This window comes from Streptomyces sp. NPDC018029, from assembly GCF_044327655.1.
GTDB lineage: Bacteria > Actinomycetota > Actinomycetes > Streptomycetales > Streptomycetaceae > Streptomyces.
The window spans coordinates 517,818-536,146 of record NZ_JBIRFV010000003.1 but is presented as its reverse complement, the minus strand read 5'-3'; the positions used below and the strand labels follow the sequence as shown (position 1 = coordinate 536,146).

Here is an 18,329-nt window from a genome sequence, read left to right as displayed (position 1 = left end):
AACGGACGAACTACTACCATAGCGGCTCGAGTTCGTACACTCGACGCGCCGCCCGCAGCGCGTTCATAAAGAACACCCAATCGCCCGCCACCGGTTCATTATGCGCCATTTAGCGCAACCAGGACGGGCGATTCATGTATTTATATACCTTTTTTTACGCATTCCATTTGTGGAAGCTGGCCGGGACGTGAAGTTTGCGATTTTCAGTGGATGAATTCAGGTGATGTACTACCGCCACAGCCAATGAATTTTCCAATCGGGACGGAGCCAGACTATGAGCCGGTCAAGAAGTACTGCGAGGAAGATGATTTTCCCGCTGGTCGTTGCAGCCGGGTTGGGGATGCTGGTCGCTCCCCAAGCTCAGGCGGCGAGCAACAATTGGAAGTGCACGTCCAAGAGCTGGAAGAGCGCAACTGACCGCGGCGGTCGCGACGCAAAGGTAATTTTGCGCCACCCGCGCGACAGCACTAACCACTTCGCCCTGAATTGGAAATCCGAAGGCGAGCACATGTACGCGGCCAACGCCTCGACCATGCGGAACGCCGAGTTCAGTGCGGTCTTCGAGGGTACCGGCAGGGACTGGTACTGGCTCCTTCAGCCGGGGGAGGCCATTCACGACAACTTGGACCTGCCGGAGGGGCACACCACCCTCATCACCGCTTCTTCCCCGCCGGCAAATGTCGGCTCCTGCAACAACAACCACGCTCGAACCTGAGCCAGCCCCGCCGGCCGGATGGGGCGTCCAGCTCTGCCCCCCGGCCGGCGGCTGTGCAGTCGGCTTCCGGCGTGACAACCCTCCGAACAAACTGCATCGCCGTTCCATCACATTCGAGGACAGCACGTGTCCCCTTACTCAATGCGGGAGCCGCACATGCGGATTGGCAGCTTTGTCGGCTTTGCCGTCCTCGCCACCTTGGCAACGAGCTGTGCCCCGGCGGGATCGACAGAGAGCTCTGCGGAAACATGCGACATTAAGAAGTTCGAGTGGGACATTACCAAGAAGTGGCGGCTGGTCGTTCTGGACGAGCCACTCCCGGTACGACCGAACGTCCGTTTTGAAATGAGAGCAGAACCGTACGAGCCGGTCGTAGCCGAATTGACCGGCGCCAATAAGGCGGTCAGCGAGTCAGATATATCAACTGCACTTCTTGAAGAGGCCAGGAAAGATTTGCCCGGCATAGGCGGACTAGCCAAAAGAGGAAGCAAGACAACCGCCGAAGCCCGGAAGATGTCGGCGAAATTCAATAATCGTGCGCAAGTGGTCTACTATCGAGGACTTCGAACGATCGAAGCCTCGTACCACGTTTCGTGTGTTGGAAATAATTCCTTGGATTCAAGAGGACATGTATTCACCTGGGACACGCACTCCCCGACCACAGGGCTGATAGATTGCCTCGCCTCACCCAAGGACAATGCAAATAGCGTGCTGGCAAAGAGCGCCGTTCGGAAGCGATGCCCCAAGAACAGCCCTGCAACAGGGGCCTGAGCGCGCGGAAGACCCGACGTCGATACACAAGCGGGGGCCCTGCGGGCCACGAACCGACCCACACGGCCCCCGCTCACGAATAAGCGGACGATGTCACACGGCGTGCACGACGTTCTTCTCCTCGGCGAAGTGGCAGGCCGATTCGTGTGCGGCCGGGGTGTCCTTGCCGACGAAGCGCTCCGGGATCGCCAGCAGCGGGGTCTCCTTCGCGCACTTGTCCTCCGCCTTCCAGCAGCGGGTGCGGAAGCGGCAGCCCGAGGGCGGGTTGGCGGGGGACGGCACGTCGCCCGTCAAAATGATCCGTTCGCGGCCCTCGCGGGCCTCGGGGTCCGGGACGGGGACCGCGGAGAGCAGGGCCTGGGTGTAGGGGTGGGTGGGGTGTTCGTAGATCTGCTCGTCGGAGCCGATCTCGGCCATCTTGCCGAGATACATCACGCCCACCCGGTCGGAGATGTGCCGGACGATGGACAGGTCGTGCGCGATGAAGAGGTAGGAGAGGTTGAACTCGTCCTGGAGCTTCTCCATCAGGTTGATGACCTGGGCCTGGACGGAGACGTCCAGGGCCGAGACCGGCTCGTCGCAGATGATGATCTCGGGGTTCAGGGCCAGACCGCGCGCGATACCGATGCGCTGGCGCTGACCGCCGGAGAACTGATGCGGATAGCGGTTGATGTACTCCGGGTTCAGGCCCACCACATCCAGCAAGTCCTGGACCTTCTGGCGGCGCGAGCCCTTCGGGGCCACCTCGGGGTGGATCTCGAAGGGCTCCCCGATGATGTCGCCCACCGTCATCCGCGGGTTCAGGGAGGTGTAGGGGTCCTGGAACACCATCTGGATGTTGCGGCGGACCGCCTTCAGCGCCCGCCCGGACAGCTTGGTGATGTCCTGGCCCTTGTAGAAGACCTCGCCGGCCGTGGCCCGCTCCAGGGTCATCAAGAGCTTGGCGACCGTGGACTTGCCACACCCCGACTCGCCCACGATGCCCAGCGTCTCGCCCTGGTACAGGTCGAAGGAGATCCCGTCGACCGCCTTGACCGCACCGATCTGCTTCTTGATCAAGATGCCCTGGGTCAGCGGGAAGTGCTTGACCAGGTTGCGGACCTGCAGGATCGGCTCACCGCGCTCCACCGGCGCCTCGATGGCCGCCACGGCCTCCTCGGCAGAGCTCACCTCGACGGTTTCCACCGCGGAGACGTTCGGCGTCTCGTCCTGAGGCCCCTCGGACTTCTTGAGCGGCTCAGCCATGGATCGTCTCCTTCCAGAAGTGGCACGCGCTGCCGCGGCCCGGCAGCTGGGCGCCGTCCTGCTCGGTGACCGGCACCAGCGCCGGGATCTCCGTGCGGCAGATGTCCTGCGCCTTGGGACAGCGCGGGTTGAACGCACACCCCCCGGGGATCTTGAGCAGGTTGGGCGGCAGACCCTTGATCGCGTAGAGCTCCTGGCCCTTCTGGTCCAGGCGCGGGATCGAATCCAGCAGGCCACGGGTGTAGGGGTGCGCGGGGCGCTTGTACAGCTCGTGCACCGGCGCCGTCTCCACGATCCGGCCCGCGTACATCACCGCGATCTTGTCCGCGACATCGGCGACGACGCCGAGGTCGTGGGTGATCAGGATCAGGCCCATGTTGTACTCGCGCTGCAGCTCCGCGAGCAGGTCCATCACCTGGGCCTGGACCGTCACATCCAGCGCCGTGGTCGGCTCGTCCGCGATGATCAGGTCCGGCTCCAGGGCGAGCGCCATCGCGATCATGATGCGCTGGCGCATACCGCCGGAGAACTGGTGCGGATAGTCGTTCACCCGCTCCTTGGCCGCCGGGATCTTGACCTTCTCCATCAGCTCGATGGCCTTGGCCTTGGCCTCCTTGCGGCCCATGCCCTCGTGCACCCGGAACATCTCACCGAGCTGATAGCCCACCGAGAGCACCGGATTCAAGGACGACAACGCGTCCTGGAAGATCATCGCGATCTTCCGGCCGCGGATCTTCCTGCGCTCCTCGCCGGACATCTTCAGCATGTCCTGCCCGCGGAAGAGGATCTCGCCCTGCGGGATCTTGCCGGGCGGCATGTCGAGGATGCCCATGATGGCCTGGGCCGTCACGGACTTGCCGGAGCCCGACTCACCGAGAACGGCGAGCGTTTCGCCCGCGTCCACGCTGTAGTTGACGCCGTTGACGGCCTTCACCACACCGTCGCGGGTGTGGAACTCGACGTGGAGGTCATTCACGTCCAAGAGCCGGCCACTCTTCTCCTCACCCGAGCGGGGGGCGGGGATGGAATCGGCCTTGAGATCGATGCTGGTCATGTACGCCTCCCTCAGCGCAGCTTCGGGTCGAGGGCTTCGCGTACGGCGTCACCCATCATGATGAACGCCAGCACCGTGATACTCAGCATTCCTGCCGGGAAGAACAGCGTGTGCGGGTTGTTCCGGATGTCCTGCGTCGCGTCGGAAATGTCGCCGCCCCACGAGATGGCGCCGTCCCCGAGGCCGAGGCCCAGGTACGACAGGGTCGACTCGGCCACGATGTACGTGCCGAGCGAGATGGTCGCCACGACGATCACGGGTGCGACCGCGTTCGGCAGGATGTGGCGGAACAGGATCCGCTTCGTCCCGGCACCGAGGGCACGCGCCGCCACCACGTAGTCGGAGTGCTTGGTGGTGATGACCGCGCCACGCATCACGCGGGCGATCTGCGTCCAGCCCAGGAAGGCCAGGGCGCCCATCACGACCCACACGGTGCGGTCAGTGAAGGCGTTCAGCACGACCATGGCGCCGAGCAGGAACGGGATGCCGAAGAACACGTCGATGAGACGCGAGATCAGGCTGTCCCAGAAGCCGCCGAAGTAGCCGGCGAGCATGCCGCACAGACCGCCGAAGAGCGTGACCAGCAGGGTCACACCGACGCCGACGAGGATGGAGTTGCGCGCGCCGTGGACGACACGCGAGTAAATGCTGCGGCCCGTCCTGTCGTATCCGAACCAGTCGGCCTGGAAGAAGTGGCCGAGCTCCGGCTTGCCCAGGAAGTGGTTGACCTGGTCGCCCGTCTCCGGGTCCGTGCCGGTGAACATGCCTGGGAAGGCTGCCACGAGCAGCAGGATCAGGATCAGGACCGCCGAGATCACGAAGAGCGGATTGCGCCGCAGCTCCCGCCAGGCGTCGCCCCAGAGGCTGCGGGGCTTGCCCGTCGAGGCCGGGGCGGAGACCGCGGAACCCGCCACGACTTCGTCCTGCGCCGCCGCGGTCTCGTCCGTGGTCGAGGTCTTGGTCAGGTCAGGCATAACGGATCCTCGGGTCCAGGACCGCGTAAAGCAGGTCGACGATCAAGCTGGCTGCGAGGTACACGAGCACCAGGACGGTGACGACACCGACGATGACCGCGCCCTCACGGCGGGCCAGCGCCTGGAAGAGCAGGTTGCCGACGCCCGTCACGTTGAAGATGCCCTCGGTGATGACCGCGCCACCCATCAGGGTGCCGATGTCCGTACCGAGGTAGGTGACGACCGGGATCAGCGAGTTGCGCAGCAGATGCCGGGTGACGATGCGCTGCCGGGGCAGGCCCTTGGCGACCGCGGTGCGCATGTAGTCGGCCTGCCGGTTCTCCGCGATGGAGGTGCGGGTCAGGCGGGCCACATAGGCGAGGCCGACCATGCCGAGCACCAGCGCTGGCACGAGCAACTGACCCATGTTCTCGGAGTCTTGGACCGTTGGTGTGATCCAGCCCAGCTCGTTGCCGAAGAACAGCTGGCAGAGCAGGCCGACCACGAAGATCGGTACGGAGATCACCAGAAGGGTGAAGAGCGTGACCGTGTTGTCGACGAACCGGCCGCGCCGGATGCCCGCGAGGACACCGAGCGTGATGCCGACGATGAGCTCGAACGTCCAGGCCATGGAGGCCAGTCGCATCGAGACCGGGAAAGCCTGGGTGATCTCGTCGAGCACCGGCCGGTTACCGGCGATGGTGTTGCCGAAGTCCCCTTGCAGCAGACCGCCCATGTAGTGCAGGTACTGCTCCCAGAGGGGCAGATCAAGACCACGGTCGTGCCGGATCTGCGCGACCTGCGCGGGGTCCGGCGGCTTGTCGCCCCACAGCGCCCGCACGGGGTCGCCGGGGAGCACATTGACCATGATGAAGATCAGCAGGGTTGTCCCGATGAAGACCGGGATCATCTGGAGCAGTCGCCGCGCGACGTAGCGCCCCATTGGTGCCTCCGTCCAATCCGGAGCCGCCCGAAGCGACGCCCGGGGTGACCGGGCGTCGCTTCGGGAGCGGACCTCCGTCGACTACTTCTCGAAGACCTCGATGTCGGCCAGGATGGGGTCACCAGCCTGGTCGAAGACGACGTTCTTCACGTTCTTGGAGTGCGCGGAGAGCGTCTTGTTGTACCAGAGCGGGATGCCGGGGAAGCTGTTCTGCAGCTCCTTCTCGGCCTCCTGGTACAGCTTCGCGGACTCGTCGATCGTCTTGGCGGCGTCGGCCTTCTTGGTCAGCGCGTCGAACTTCTTGTCCGAGAAGCCGCCCTTGTTGCCGTCGACGCCGGTGCCGTAGAGGTCGGCGAGGAAGTTGCCGTTGAACGGGTAGTCGAGCACCCAGCCCGACCGGTACATGGCCTTGACCTGCTTCTTGTCCCGCACCTCGGTGTCGGCCTGGAAGTCGGTCTTCGGGTCGCCGACGCACTTCACGCCGGTCGACTTGGTGATGCTGTTGCACACCGCCGTGACCCAGCCCTTGTGCGGCTGGTCGGCGTTGTACTGGATGGAGAGCTTGTTGCCCGGAACGCCGCCGCCGTCCTCGATGAACTGCTTGGCCTTCTTCGGGTTGAACTTGCAGTACTCGCCACAGGCGCCGGCCTTGTAGCCCTTGACGCCCTTGGCGACCCAGCCGGAGGCCGGCTCGCGGGTGCCCGCGAAGGTGGTCTTGGCGATCGTCTCGCGGTCGATGGCCATCGACAGGCCCTGGATGACCTTGACGTCCATGTCCTTGAACGTCTTGCTGTAGAACGCCGGGTTGACCGTGTTGATCGCCGAGAAGTCCTGCTCGATGGCGCGGTCGCCGAAGTCCTGCTTGAAGTTGGCGAGCTCGCTGTCCGGGATCAGCGGCATCGTGTCGACGTTGTCCGAGCGCAGGTCGTTGTACGCGGCCTGCGGCGTCGTGTACGCCTTGAAGTTGATGCCGCCGTTCTTGGGCTTGTCCTCGCCCTTGTAGCCGGACCAGGCGGTGACCTGGATCGACTTCTTGTGCTCCCAGCTCTTGAACTTGTAGGGGCCGTTGCCGACCGGCGCCTCGCCGTACTTCTTCGGGTCCTTCAGGGCGGCCGAGGGCAGCGGGAAGAAGGGCTTGTAGACCAGCTTGTACGCGTAGTACGGGATGCCGTTCTTCAGCGTGATGGTGAAGGTGTTCTCGTCGACGACCTTCAGGCCGGACATGGCCTTCTTCTTGGCCTTGCCCTTCTCCGGGTGCACGTCCTCGTAACCGACGATGTCGCGGTACCAGGAGCTGTTCTGCTGGGCGTTGGCCGGGTCGGCGGCCCAGTTCCAGGCGTCCACGTACGACTTGGCGGTGACGGCCTCGCCGTTGTGGAACTTCCAGCCCGGCTTCAGCTTGACGGTCCACACCTTGTTCGCCTTGTCGGGGGTGACCGACTCGGCGTTCTCGTAGGTGATCTCGCCCTGCTTGTCGTAGTGGACCAGGCCCGTGAAGAGCGAGTCGATGACGACGCTGCCGTACGCCTCCATGGTGTTGGACGGCTGCAGAGCGTTCTGCGGCTCACCATTGGCGTAACTGACGATCCCCTTGGGGTCGACCTTTCCGCTGCCATTGCTGTCACTGTCGCCGCCGCCACAAGCGGTGGCGGTCAGCGCCACAACACCGGCTATCGCGACCCACTTGGCGCTCTTGGCACCACGCATGGGGTTCCTCCTCATGAGTCCACTTGTTCACTACAAGAGGGGGTACGTGCAACCGCGCCGACACCCCTGACGGCGAAGATCGAGTACCCCAGTGTGCTCGTGAGTCGGCGCTCCCCACAGCGCGTGACCCATTGACCCGAGCTATACGCGGTCAACTATTAGCCATGCGGTACCGGTCGACCACACTCTTTTGGTCTCGGTTCAATCACACCTGGCACGTACAACTTCCAAAATCCGGACAAACCGATCCGAGATAGATGGTTGCGAAACGGACGTGTTACACATCTAACGGTCAGTGACGTCCGAATAGCGGACGCTCCGTGGTCAAAAACCGGTTGCCGGGAGACCCTCGCTCGGCATCGGCCACACCGTACCCGTCAGCGGAAACGCACGAGGCCGACTTCCGCCCAACTCCCTGGGGAGCGGCGAAAATCGGCCTCGTGAGCGGCTGTGTGCCGCCAACCGCCTACGTCAGCGGGTCAGCTGTGCTTGGCGCGGGACGCCGAGCGGCCGCGCTCCTTCTGGTCCAGGACGACCTTGCGGATACGCACGGCCTCCGGGGTCACCTCGACGCACTCGTCGTCGCGGCAGAACTCCAGGGACTGCTCGAGCGACAGCTTGCGCGGCGGCACGATCGCCTCGAAGGAGTCGGCGGAGGCGGAGCGCATGTTGGTGAGCTTCTTCTCCTTGGTGATGTTCACGTCCATGTCGTCGGCGCGGGAGTTCTCGCCGACGATCATGCCCTCGTACACCTCGGTGCCGGGCTCGGTGAACAGCACGCCGCGCTCCTGGAGGTTCGTCATCGCGAAGGCGGTGACGGCGCCGGCGCGGTCGGCGACCAGAGAGCCGTTGTTACGGGTCTTCAGCTCGCCGAACCACGGCTCGTGGCCCTCGTGGATGGAGTGCGCGATGCCCGTGCCGCGGGTCTGCGTCAGGAACTCCGTACGGAAGCCGATGAGGCCGCGGGACGGCACGACGAACTCCAGACGGACCCAGCCGGAGCCGTGGTTCGACATGTTGTCCATGCGGCCCTTGCGGACGCCCATGAGCTGCGTGACGGCGCCCATGTGCTCCTCGGGCACGTCGATCGTCATGCGCTCGACCGGCTCGTGGGTCTTGCCGTCGATCTGCCGGGTGACCACCTGCGGCTTGCCGATGGTCATCTCGAAGCCCTCGCGGCGCATCTGCTCGACCAGGATGGCGAGCGCCAGCTCACCGCGGCCCTGCACCTCCCAGGCGTCGGGGCGCTCGGTGTCGAGGACGCGCAGCGAGACGTTACCGATCAGCTCGCGCTCCAGGCGGTCCTTGACCTGGCGGGCGGTGACCTTGCGGTCCTTGACCGCGGACTTGGCGTCCGCGCCCTTGCCGGTGCCGCCGCGGCCGACCAGCGGCGAGGTGTTCGTACCGATGGTCATGGAGATCGCCGGCTCGTCGACCGTGATCAGCGGCAGCGCGATCGGGTTCTCCGGGTCGGCCAGGGTCTCGCCGATCATGATGTCGGGGATACCGGCGACCGCGCAGATGTCACCCGGGCCCGCCATCTCGGCCGGCTTGCGGGTGAGCGCCTCGGTCATCATCAGCTCGGTGATGCGGACGTTCGAGATGGTGCCGTCACGCTTGATCCACGCGACCGTCTGGCCCTTGCGCAGCTCGCCCTGCTCGACGCGGAGCAGCGCGATGCGGCCGAGGAAGTTGTCGGCGTCCAGGTTGGTGACGTGCGCCTGAAGCGGGGCGCTCTCGTCGTACGTCGGGGCCGGGACGTGCTCCAGGATCGTGGAGAAGAACGGCTCCAGGTTGGTGGAGTCCGCCGGGACCGTGCCGTCCTCCGGCTTGGTCAGCGAGGCGACGCCGTCACGGCCACAGGCGTAGACGATCGGGAACTCGATCTGGTCCTCGTCCGCGTCCAGGTCGAGGAAGAGGTCGTACGTCTCGTTGACGACCTCGTCGATCCGGGAGTCGGGGCGGTCCGTCTTGTTGATGCAGAGGATCACGGGCAGCCGCTGCTGCAGCGCCTTGCGCAGCACGAAGCGGGTCTGCGGGAGCGGGCCCTCGGAGGCGTCGACCAGCAGGACGACCGCGTCCACCATCGACAGGCCGCGCTCGACCTCGCCACCGAAGTCGGCGTGGCCGGGGGTGTCGATGATGTTGATCGTGATCGGGTCCCCGCCGTCCTTGGGGTGATACTTCACCGCCGTGTTCTTGGCGAGGATCGTGATGCCCTTCTCACGCTCCAGGTCGTTCGAGTCCATCATGCGGTCGTCGAGGGACTCTGCGGCGTGCGCGGCGAAGGAACCGGCCTGCTTGAGCATGGCGTCGACGATGGTCGTCTTGCCGTGGTCGACGTGAGCGACGATGGCGACGTTACGGATGTCGTGGCGCGTGGCCATAGTGCGGCGTACTCCTGGAGTGAGTGGATGGTCACACGCACCTCTGAAGTACGCGAACCCTGCCGGGCTGGACACGCCACGGCCTCACCCCAGTCTACGTGTCCCTCGCGGAGGCAGCCTCCGCGGGGGCTTGGCAGGGGTGGGGAAAGCCTTGGGAACTCTGGGGAAACTGCAGGTCAATGGGTAGAACGAGCTTGCCCGCCGGGGTGGCCGGCGGGCAAGAGAGTTGAGCGTAATCTGAGCCGTTACTTCTTGGACGGCGGCGCGGAGGCCTTCGCGCCCGGCTTGAGGAAGCCGATGTCCTCGTAGTGCGGGGTCTGGAAGCCGAACGCTCCGGCGTTCGCGAGGTTCGGGCGGGCGGCCAGCAGCTGGGGGCGCTGGTAGAGGGGGATGGAGCCCGCCTCGGCCCAGATGCGGGCATCCGCCTTCCTGACCAGGGAGCGCGCCTCGTCCTCGTCCAGCTCGCCGACGGCCTGCTCGAAGAGCTGGTCGATGTGGTCCGTGCCGACACGCGTGTAGTTCTGCTCGACGTTCAGCGAGCCGTCCGCGGCGGGCACCGGCTTGGCGAAGATCGGGCGGGCGTCGGTGGCGGGGAAGGCGGACGCGGGCCACGAGTACAGGGCCAGGTCGTACTGGCCGGACGCGATGTGGTCCTTGAAGTAGCTGTCGTCGGCGACCTTCGCCGTCTCCGTGCGGACGCCGATCTTCTGCAGCATCCGGGAGATCCGGTCGGCCACCGCACGCAGCGACTCCGAGCCCTCCCCTGAGGGCAGCACGAAGCGGAGGGTGAGGGGCTTGCCGTCCTTGGCCAGCGGGCCGGCCGCGGCCTTCGCCGCCCCCTTGGGCGCGGCGGTGCCCTTCGGGGCGTACGCGCCGGGGGCGCCGCCCTTGGCGTGCTGCCTGGAGTGGTCGCCCGGTTCCCGCTTCTTCTCCTTGTCGGCCTCGCGGGGCAGGGCGACGACGTCGGCCTGGCGGTTCAGGACGGCCCGCTGGTAGGCCGCCGCGGGGGCGGGGGCGAGTACGGAGGTGCCGTTCTCGCTGGGCTTGCCGTCCTCCTCGCCGACGATGTAGGTGCCGTCGTCCGAGGACTCGGCCTTCCCCTTCTCCCCCTTCTCCGGCTTCGCCCCCTTGTCGCCCTTGTCACCCTTCTCCGCCTTCTTGGCGTCCTTCTCGTCGGCCTCGCCGCCCGCCGCCTTCTCCCCCTTCTCGCCCTTCTCCTTCTCCGTCTCGTCCTTCTTGCCCTTCAGCAGGGCGCCCGGGGTCCAGCCGGCGTCCGCGAGCAGCGCCCGCGCCTCGGCGGTGTCCTGCTCGCCGAGGGCCCCGCTGTTGTCCGCGTACGCCTGCTGCCCGGCGAGGGCGAGGTGGCTGCCGACCGGCACGGCGGGCAGGCCGAGCGGCTTGAGGACGGTCTTCGCCAGCTCCTTGCGGTCCAGGGCGCGGGCGACCGCGCGGCGCACCCGGTCGTCCGCGAGCGGGCCCTCGGAGCCGTTGAGCGCGAGCTGGGTGTAGGCCGGCTCCAGGGACTTGCGGACCACGTAGCCGCGCAGGCCCGCCTGTTCGGTGGCGTACTCCTTGACCGCCTTGGCGGTCCTGGCGCGGGCCTCGATCTCCGCGTCGGCCGCCTCCTCGTCGGAGCCGTGGGCGACCGCCCAGGAGCGCAGCGCCTTGCCGGGGGTGAGCCCGGCGCCGGGGCCGTGGGCCGACGGGCCCCCTGCCCCCTCCTCCCGGGCGGCCCGGGTGATCCGTCCGGCCTCCGCCGAGTCGATCGTGGCGAGGTCGACCTTGCCCTTGGTGAGCGCTTCGGTCCGCTCGGCGCGGGCCACCTCGCGCAGCACGATCCTGTCGAGCTTGGCCGGGCGGCCCCACCAGCGCGGATTGCGCTCCAGCGTGACGTCACCGGCCTTGCGGTCGACGGCCCCGAGCGCGAAGGGGCCCGCCGTCACCTTCAGCTTGCGGCGCGCGCCGTCGTTGAAGGAGTCGGGGGTGCCCATGACCTGCTTCGGGTACAGCGGCGAGAAGAGGGAGCGCCAGTCGGCGTACGGCTTGGCGAAGGTGACCCGCACCTCCAGGTTGTTCGCGCCGCGCTCGATCTTCGCGATGCGGTCGTAGCCGGCGTTGCGCGCCGTCCAGTACGCGGTGTCCTTTCCGGACAGGGCCCGCCACTGGGCGAGGAAGTCGTCGGCGCCGATCTCCCGGCCGTCGCTCCAGACCGCCTGCTGGTTCAGCTTGTACAGGACGACCTGCTGGGGCTCGCGCTCGACGACCTCCGCCGATTCGAGGAAGTCGGCGTTGCGCTGTGCCCTGCCCTGCGCGTCGAGGCGGAAGAGGGACGGCAGGACCGCGCCGGCGACCCGTGCGGTGGCCTCGTCGGCGTCGGCCTGGAAGGTGTTGAACGTCTCGGGGCGGGCGTCGACCGCCCAGTTCATGGCCCCTCCGTCGGCGACCAGGTCCCTGGCGGCGGGAGCGATGTCCTGGCCCGCGGTCGGCCGCCCGGCCTCGTCGTTCGAGCTGCAGCCGGCGAGGGCGGGCAGAGCCAGCACCCCCGTCGCGAGGAACACGACAGATCTGACTCTGGCGCGGTCGTGGGACATGACTGGTACCTCCGGGGTCCGGGGCTCGCCCGGCCGCCCGCTACCAGGACCGGGCCGGGTTTGATCACGTTTGGCGGTATATGGAGCTGATCACATCTATGGCCCCACTGAAGGTGACGGGACGTGCGCCCCGGGGGCGACACGACGCGGTGGCGCTCATATCCCACTCGTGCGGCCCAACGGGCGGGACGGCGCGTGATCCGGCGCATTCACGACTCCTGATCCGGCAATCGGTGCAGATCTCTTCACAAGCCGGGATGTGAGGCGCGACACTCGCAGGCGCATGAGCGTTGCCACCGCACCCCCGAAGTGAGGGCAAGTAATGGCTCTGCACGACGAATTGACGGCTGTTCAACGATGCGTGGACGACCTCGTCCGGACCGTCGGCCGACTGGAACAGCAGGCCGGCACCGAGATAGCGGGGGTCGACGTACGCCGGGTGCGTACGGACACCGACCATCTGCGCGAGAGCGTGGCCCTGCTGCGCGCCGCGGCCTCGCCGCCGCCCTCGCCCCGCCCCGAGCCGCCCGCTCCCGACTTCGTGACCATTCCCGATACGCCGTACGACAGCTCGCTGTGGACGAACACCGGAGACCTCGACGACGAGGGCCTCGGCGGCCGCGACCGCCACGCGCCCTGATCCGTACGCCGCACGCCGTACGCCGCACACACGCGGACAAGCACGCACTCGCAGAGCCTCCCCGACCCGAGGACGAAGGAGTGGAGCCTCGTTGGCCACCGGCACGGAACCCCAACCGAAGAGCGGACCGGCCCCCGGCGGCGGCGTACGTGACGGTACGCGCGCCGCGATCACCGCTGCCCATCTGCGGACCGACCGCTGGTGGCTGGCGCCCGCGGGATCCGTCGCAGGGCTGCTCGCCTTCATCGTCTACTCGACCTGGCGGGCCTTCGCGAACGCCGACTACTACGCGGCGCCCTACGTCTCGCCGTTCTACTCGCCGTGCCTGGCCGAGAACTGCGAGCCGATGCGCTCGGGACCCAACTGGGAGATCTTCGGCAGCTGGTGGGGCCTGTCCCCCTCGGTGCTCATCCTGATCTTCCCGCTGGGCTTCCGGCTGACCTGCTACTACTACCGCAAGGCCTACTACCGCGGCTTCTGGGCGTCACCGCCCGCCTGTGCCGTCGCCGAGCCGCACAAGAAGTACACGGGCGAGACGCGCTTCCCGCTGATCCTGCAGAACATCCACCGGTACTTCTTCTACGCCGCCGTGCCGGTCGCGGGCATCCTCACGTACGACACCGTCCTCGCCTTCCGCGACGAGCACTACGAGTGGGGCCACATGGGGCTCGGCACGCTCGTCCTGCTCGTCAATGTCGTACTGATCTGGATCTACACCCTCTCCTGCCACTCCTGCCGGCACGTCATCGGCGGCAGGCTCAAGCACTTCTCCAAGCATCCGGTGCGGTACCGCCTGTGGCAGTGGACGGGCAAGCTGACCGCCCGTCACATGCTGCTCGCGTGGACGTCGTTGGCGAGCGTGGCGCTCGCCGACCTCTACGTCTACCTGGTCGCAAGCGGTGCCTTCGACGATCCGCGCTTCTTCTAACGGACAGGACCTTCTGATGTCACAAGTGGAACGGCAGCAGTGGGACGTCGTCGTGGTGGGGGCCGGGGGCGCGGGGCTGCGGGCCGCGATCGAGGCGCGCGAGCAGGGCGCCCGCACGGCCGTGATCTGCAAGTCGCTGTTCGGCAAGGCCCACACGGTGATGGCCGAGGGCGGCATCGCCGCGTCCATGGGCAATGTGAACTCCGGCGACAACTGGCAGGTCCACTTCCGCGACACCCTGCGCGGCGGCAAGTTCCTCAACCAGTGGCGCATGGCCGAGCTGCACGCGCGCGAGGCGCCGGACCGCGTGTGGGAGCTGGAGACCTGGGGCGCCCTGTTCGACCGCACGCCGGACGGCCGCATCTCGCAGCGCAACTTCGGCGGCCACGAGTACCCGCGGCTCGCGCACGTGGGCGACCGCACCGGCCTCGAACTGATCCGCACGCTCCAGCAGAAGATCGTCTCCCTCCAGCAGGAGGACTTCCGCGAACACGGGGACTACGAGGCCCGGTTGAAGGTCTTCCAGGAGTGCACGGTCACGCGGGTGCTCAAGGACGAGGGCGCGGGCTTCGGTGAGGGCGGCCGGGTCAGCGGCGCCTTCTGCTACGACCGCGAGTCCGGCCGCTTCTTCGTCCTCGAGGCGCCGAGCGTGGTCCTCGCGACGGGCGGCATCGGCAAGTCCTTCAAGGTGACGTCGAACTCGTGGGAGTACACGGGTGACGGGCACGCGCTCGCGCTGCTCGCCGGGGCGCCGCTGCTCAACATGGAGTTCGTGCAGTTCCATCCGACCGGCATGGTCTGGCCGCCGTCGGTCAAGGGCATCCTCGTCACCGAGTCCGTGCGCGGCGACGGCGGGGTGCTCAGGAACTCCGAGGGCAAGCGGTTCATGTTCGACTACGTCCCCGACGTCTTCAAGGAGAAGTACGCGCAGTCGGAGGAGGAGGGCGACCGCTGGTACGAGGACCCGGATCACAACCGCCGTCCTCCCGAACTGCTGCCCCGCGACGAGGTGGCCCGGGCCATCAACTCCGAGGTCAAGGCGGGCCGCGGCTCGCCGCACGGCGGGGTCTTCCTCGACGTGTCGACGCGCATGCCCGCCGAGGTCATCAAGCGCCGGCTGCCGTCCATGTACCACCAGTTCAAGGAGCTCGCTGACGTCGACATCACCGCGGAGGCCATGGAGGTCGGGCCGACCTGTCACTACGTGATGGGCGGCATCGCGGTCGACTCCGACACCGCGGCGGCGCGCCGGGTGACGGGGCTCTACGCCGCGGGTGAGGTCGCGGGCGGCATGCACGGCTCCAACCGGCTCGGCGGCAACTCGCTCTCCGACCTGCTCGTCTTCGGGCGGCGCGCCGGGCTGCACGCGGCCCGGTACGCCGCGGGGCTCGCCGTCCGGCCCGAGGTGGACGAGGTGCAGATCGACACGGCGGCCGCGGAGGCGCTGCGGCCGTTCAGCGCCGAGGGCCTGGAGGACGGGGCGACGCCGGAGAATCCGTACACCCTCCATCAGGAGCTCCAGCAGACCATGAACGACCTGGTCGGCATCATCCGCCGGGAGGCGGAGATGGAGCAGGCCCTGGAGAAGCTCGCCGAACTCCGGGTGCGGGCGCGGCGGGCCGGTGTCGAGGGCCACCGCCAGTTCAACCCGGGCTGGCACCTCGCCCTCGACCTGCGGAACATGCTCCTGGTCAGCGAGTGTGTCGCGCGGGCCGCCCTGGAGCGCACGGAGAGCCGCGGCGGCCACACCCGCGAGGACCACCCGACGATGAACCGCGAGTGGCGCCGCGCCAACCTGCTCTGCCGGCTGGCCGATCCGAGCGACGGGTTGGCGGCCACCGATCCCGTACGCGGCCAGATCGACCTCGTCCGCGAGTCCACCGAACCGATCCGCCCGGACCTGCTCGCCCTCTTCGAGAAGGAGGAGCTGGTCAAGTACCTGACGGAAGAGGAGCTGTACGAGTGAGTTCGTACGACGCGCGATTCAAGGTCTGGCGCGGGGTTCTCGGCGGCGGCGGCCTGGAGGACTTCAAGGTCGAGGTCAACGAGGGCGAGGTCGTCCTCGACATCATCCACCGGCTCCAGGCCACCCAGGCACCCGATCTCGCGGTGCGCTGGAACTGCAAGGCGGGCAAGTGCGGTTCGTGCTCCGCGGAGATCAACGGCAGGCCCCGGCTGCTGTGCATGACGCGTATGTCGGTCTTCGGCCGCGACGAGGTCATCACGGTGACGCCGCTGCGCGCCTTCCCCGTGGTGCGCGACCTGGTGACGGACGTCGGCTTCAACTACACGAAGGCGCGCGAGGTCCCGGCCTTCGTGCCGCCCCCGGGTCTCGGCCCCGGCGAGTACCGCATGCAACAGACGGATGTGGACCGCCCGCAGGAGTTCCGCAAGTGCATCGAGTGCTTCCTGTGCCAGGACACGTGCCACGTGGTGCGCGACCACGAGGAGAACAAGGAGGCCTTCGCGGGCCCCCGCTTCCTGATGCGCGTCGCCGAACTGGACATGCACCCGCTGGACGCGGCGGCCGACTCCGGCCTCGACCGGAAACGAACCGCACAGGAGGAGCACGGCCTCGGCTACTGCAACATCACCAAGTGCTGCACGGAGGTGTGCCCCGAGGGCATCAAGATCACGGACAACGCGCTCATCCCCCTGAAGGAACGCGCCGTTGACCGCAAGTACGACCCGCTGGTGTGGCTGGGCAACAAGATCCGGCGACGGCAGGGGGAGTAGGCGGCGGGACGGGGCTGGAGCGGGCCCGAGGCTCTCGCCCGGCCCGGCCGCTGTGCCACACTGCCGCGCATGCGCGCTCCCCGTCGCTCCCGCCGCCCCCTCCCCGCCGCCCTGCTGCTCGTGGGCGCGCTGAGCGCGGCCGGCGTCGGCTGCTCGCTGCCCGGTGGCGGTGACGACGAGGGCGGCGGGACAGGCCTTGAGCGGGCGCTCGCCGCTGTCCCCGCCGCGGCGGCGGACCAGGGGGTGACGTATCGGGACGTGCGGACCGTGCGCCGTCTCGTCGCCGAGAACCCGTCGCTCTACCGCGGTCTGGACGGCTTCGGGATCCTCGAAGTCGTCCAGCACGGCTACACGGGCGGGAGCGTCCGCGCGGACTGGGGGTTCGACGTGAAGGACGTGCGGACGTCCGTCGCGGTCGGCAACAGTTCGCTGCTCACGGGGAAGTTCGACACGGACGCGGTCGACCGGGCGATGAAGAAGCAGGGCTACCGAGCCACCCGCACCGACGACGGCACCCGCTACAGGAAGCGCGGCGACGCCGGGACGTACGAGGTCTCGGCCTCCGCCCGCGCCGCCCAGCGCTCCGACATCGCACTCGGCCTCTCCGCGCCCGACGAGTCCCTGCGGGACGACGAGGCGTACGAGGCGGTGGCCGACTGCCTGGGTGACGTCTACGAAGCGACGTACTACGCGAAGCGCGACGACGCGGACGTCGTGCTCTTCGCGATCGGCGGGCGGCTCGGCAAGGACGGCACGTCGTCCTCGGAGACCCTGTGCGTGCGAACCGCCTCCCGGAAGGCGGCCGCCGCCACGGCGGACAGGCTCCGTAAGAAGACAGCCCAGGGTCAGCGTTACGCGGGCTCGAAGGTGACCGTCGGCGAGGGCGCCACCCCGCTCGTCACGATGGCGTGGAAGAACCGCGCCGAGTCCGGTCTGCGCCCGGCCGACAACGACAGGACCTCGGAGCTGCCAGGGGTGCTGGTGTGGGGGCGTTGATCGGCTCGGGGCGGACCGCCGATGTCTTCGCGCTGGACGACGGGTGGGTGCTGCGCCGGTACCGGGACGGGACCGACGCCTCGGAGGAGGCAGACGTCATGGCGTATCTGTGGGAGCAGGGTTACCCCGTGCCGCGGATCCGGGCGGACGGTGCCCGCGGCACGTCGGATCTGGTGATGCGCCGCCTGACCGGTCTCACGCTGGCGGAGGCCGCAATGGCGGGGGCGGTGTCGCCCGCGGAGGCGGGGGCGATGATCGGGACACTGCTGCGACGGCTGCACGCGCTGCCGGCCCGGTCGCCGGGTGCGCCCCCGGAGCACCGGGTGCTCCACCTCGACCTGCACCCGGAAAACGTCCTGCTCACACCGGATGGACCCGTGGTGATCGACTGGGCCACCGCAGAGGAGGGCCCGCCCGGCCTGGACCGCGCGATGTCCGCACTGATCCTCGCGGAGGTGGCCGTGGCACCCGGCCCCGCATCGACGAACTGCCGCACCGCACTCGCCGCCCTGCTCACGGAAACCGGGGCCGAGGACTACCTCACGGAAGCCTGGGGGCGACGTGCGGGCAACCCTACGTTGGGGCCCGAGGAGGTGGATCGGCTGGGCGCGGCGGTGGAACTGGTGCGGGGGATGGTCTAGGGGCGGGCGGGCGGTCGGGGGG

Annotated in this window: 15 protein-coding genes; 8 read left to right on the top strand and 7 right to left on the bottom strand. The window is 67.9% G+C overall.

Annotated elements, in window-relative coordinates; translation table 11 throughout:
- Window positions 1-304: 304 nt before the first annotated feature.
- The gene (locus ACH4D5_RS11080; protein ID WP_398300820.1) at window positions 305-715 is read left to right on the top strand and encodes a hypothetical protein; all 411 of its coding nucleotides are present in this window, start codon (window positions 305-307) and stop codon (window positions 713-715) included.
- 156 nt (window positions 716-871) lie between these two features.
- Window positions 872-1,486, top strand: a complete 615-nt coding sequence (locus tag ACH4D5_RS11075; RefSeq protein WP_398300818.1) for a hypothetical protein — start codon at window positions 872-874, stop codon at window positions 1,484-1,486.
- Between the two features lie 93 nt (window positions 1,487-1,579).
- On the opposite strand, the gene ACH4D5_RS11070 is transcribed toward ACH4D5_RS11075, so the two are convergent.
- The 7 genes from ACH4D5_RS11070 to ACH4D5_RS11040 form a co-directional block, all read right to left on the bottom strand.
- Window positions 1,580-2,731, bottom strand: coding sequence for an ABC transporter ATP-binding protein (locus tag ACH4D5_RS11070; RefSeq protein ID WP_398300816.1), 1,152 nt, complete (start codon window positions 2,729-2,731; stop codon window positions 1,580-1,582).
- Complete coding sequence (locus ACH4D5_RS11065) at window positions 2,724-3,785, bottom strand: ABC transporter ATP-binding protein (protein WP_398300814.1); 1,062 nt, start codon at window positions 3,783-3,785, stop codon at window positions 2,724-2,726. Before ACH4D5_RS11065 ends, ACH4D5_RS11070 begins: the two co-directional genes overlap by 8 nt.
- A gap of 11 nt (window positions 3,786-3,796) precedes the next feature.
- On the bottom strand, window positions 3,797-4,759 hold the full coding sequence (locus ACH4D5_RS11060; RefSeq protein ID WP_398300812.1) for an ABC transporter permease: 963 nt from the start codon (window positions 4,757-4,759) through the stop codon (window positions 3,797-3,799).
- The gene (locus ACH4D5_RS11055) at window positions 4,752-5,681 is read right to left on the bottom strand and encodes an ABC transporter permease (protein WP_398300810.1); all 930 of its coding nucleotides are present in this window, start codon (window positions 5,679-5,681) and stop codon (window positions 4,752-4,754) included. The genes ACH4D5_RS11060 and ACH4D5_RS11055 overlap by 8 nt, the downstream gene beginning before the upstream one ends.
- 81 nt (window positions 5,682-5,762) lie before the next feature.
- On the bottom strand, window positions 5,763-7,388 hold the full coding sequence (locus ACH4D5_RS11050) for an ABC transporter substrate-binding protein (protein WP_398300808.1): 1,626 nt from the start codon (window positions 7,386-7,388) through the stop codon (window positions 5,763-5,765).
- Between the two features lie 479 nt (window positions 7,389-7,867).
- Entirely contained in the window at window positions 7,868-9,775 is a 1,908-nt protein-coding gene (gene typA, locus ACH4D5_RS11045; protein WP_398300806.1) for a translational GTPase TypA, read from the bottom strand.
- Window positions 9,776-10,020: 245 nt separating this feature from the next.
- Complete coding sequence (locus tag ACH4D5_RS11040; RefSeq protein WP_398300804.1) at window positions 10,021-12,366, bottom strand: ABC transporter family substrate-binding protein; 2,346 nt, start codon at window positions 12,364-12,366, stop codon at window positions 10,021-10,023.
- Between the two features lie 322 nt (window positions 12,367-12,688).
- Between ACH4D5_RS11040 and ACH4D5_RS11035 the strand changes: the two genes are divergently transcribed.
- The 6 genes from ACH4D5_RS11035 to ACH4D5_RS11010 all read left to right on the top strand — a co-directional run bounded on the left by ACH4D5_RS11035 (window position 12,689) and on the right by ACH4D5_RS11010 (window position 18,307).
- The gene (locus ACH4D5_RS11035; protein WP_398300802.1) at window positions 12,689-13,006 is read left to right on the top strand and encodes a hypothetical protein; all 318 of its coding nucleotides are present in this window, start codon (window positions 12,689-12,691) and stop codon (window positions 13,004-13,006) included.
- A 91-nt stretch (window positions 13,007-13,097) separates the two neighbouring features.
- Complete coding sequence (locus ACH4D5_RS11030; protein ID WP_398300800.1) at window positions 13,098-13,934, top strand: hypothetical protein; 837 nt, start codon at window positions 13,098-13,100, stop codon at window positions 13,932-13,934.
- Window positions 13,935-13,950: 16 nt separating this feature from the next.
- The gene (locus ACH4D5_RS11025; protein ID WP_398300798.1) at window positions 13,951-15,900 is read left to right on the top strand and encodes a fumarate reductase/succinate dehydrogenase flavoprotein subunit; all 1,950 of its coding nucleotides are present in this window, start codon (window positions 13,951-13,953) and stop codon (window positions 15,898-15,900) included.
- Window positions 15,897-16,670, top strand: coding sequence for a succinate dehydrogenase/fumarate reductase iron-sulfur subunit (locus tag ACH4D5_RS11020; RefSeq protein ID WP_398300796.1), 774 nt, complete (start codon window positions 15,897-15,899; stop codon window positions 16,668-16,670). The genes ACH4D5_RS11025 and ACH4D5_RS11020 overlap by 4 nt, the downstream gene beginning before the upstream one ends.
- A 69-nt stretch (window positions 16,671-16,739) precedes the next feature.
- Entirely contained in the window at window positions 16,740-17,666 is a 927-nt protein-coding gene (locus ACH4D5_RS11015; protein ID WP_398300794.1) for a hypothetical protein, read from the top strand.
- Window positions 17,654-18,307, top strand: a complete 654-nt coding sequence (locus tag ACH4D5_RS11010) for a phosphotransferase (protein ID WP_398300792.1) — start codon at window positions 17,654-17,656, stop codon at window positions 18,305-18,307. Before ACH4D5_RS11015 ends, ACH4D5_RS11010 begins: the two co-directional genes overlap by 13 nt.
- The last annotated feature ends 22 nt before the right edge of the window (window positions 18,308-18,329 follow it).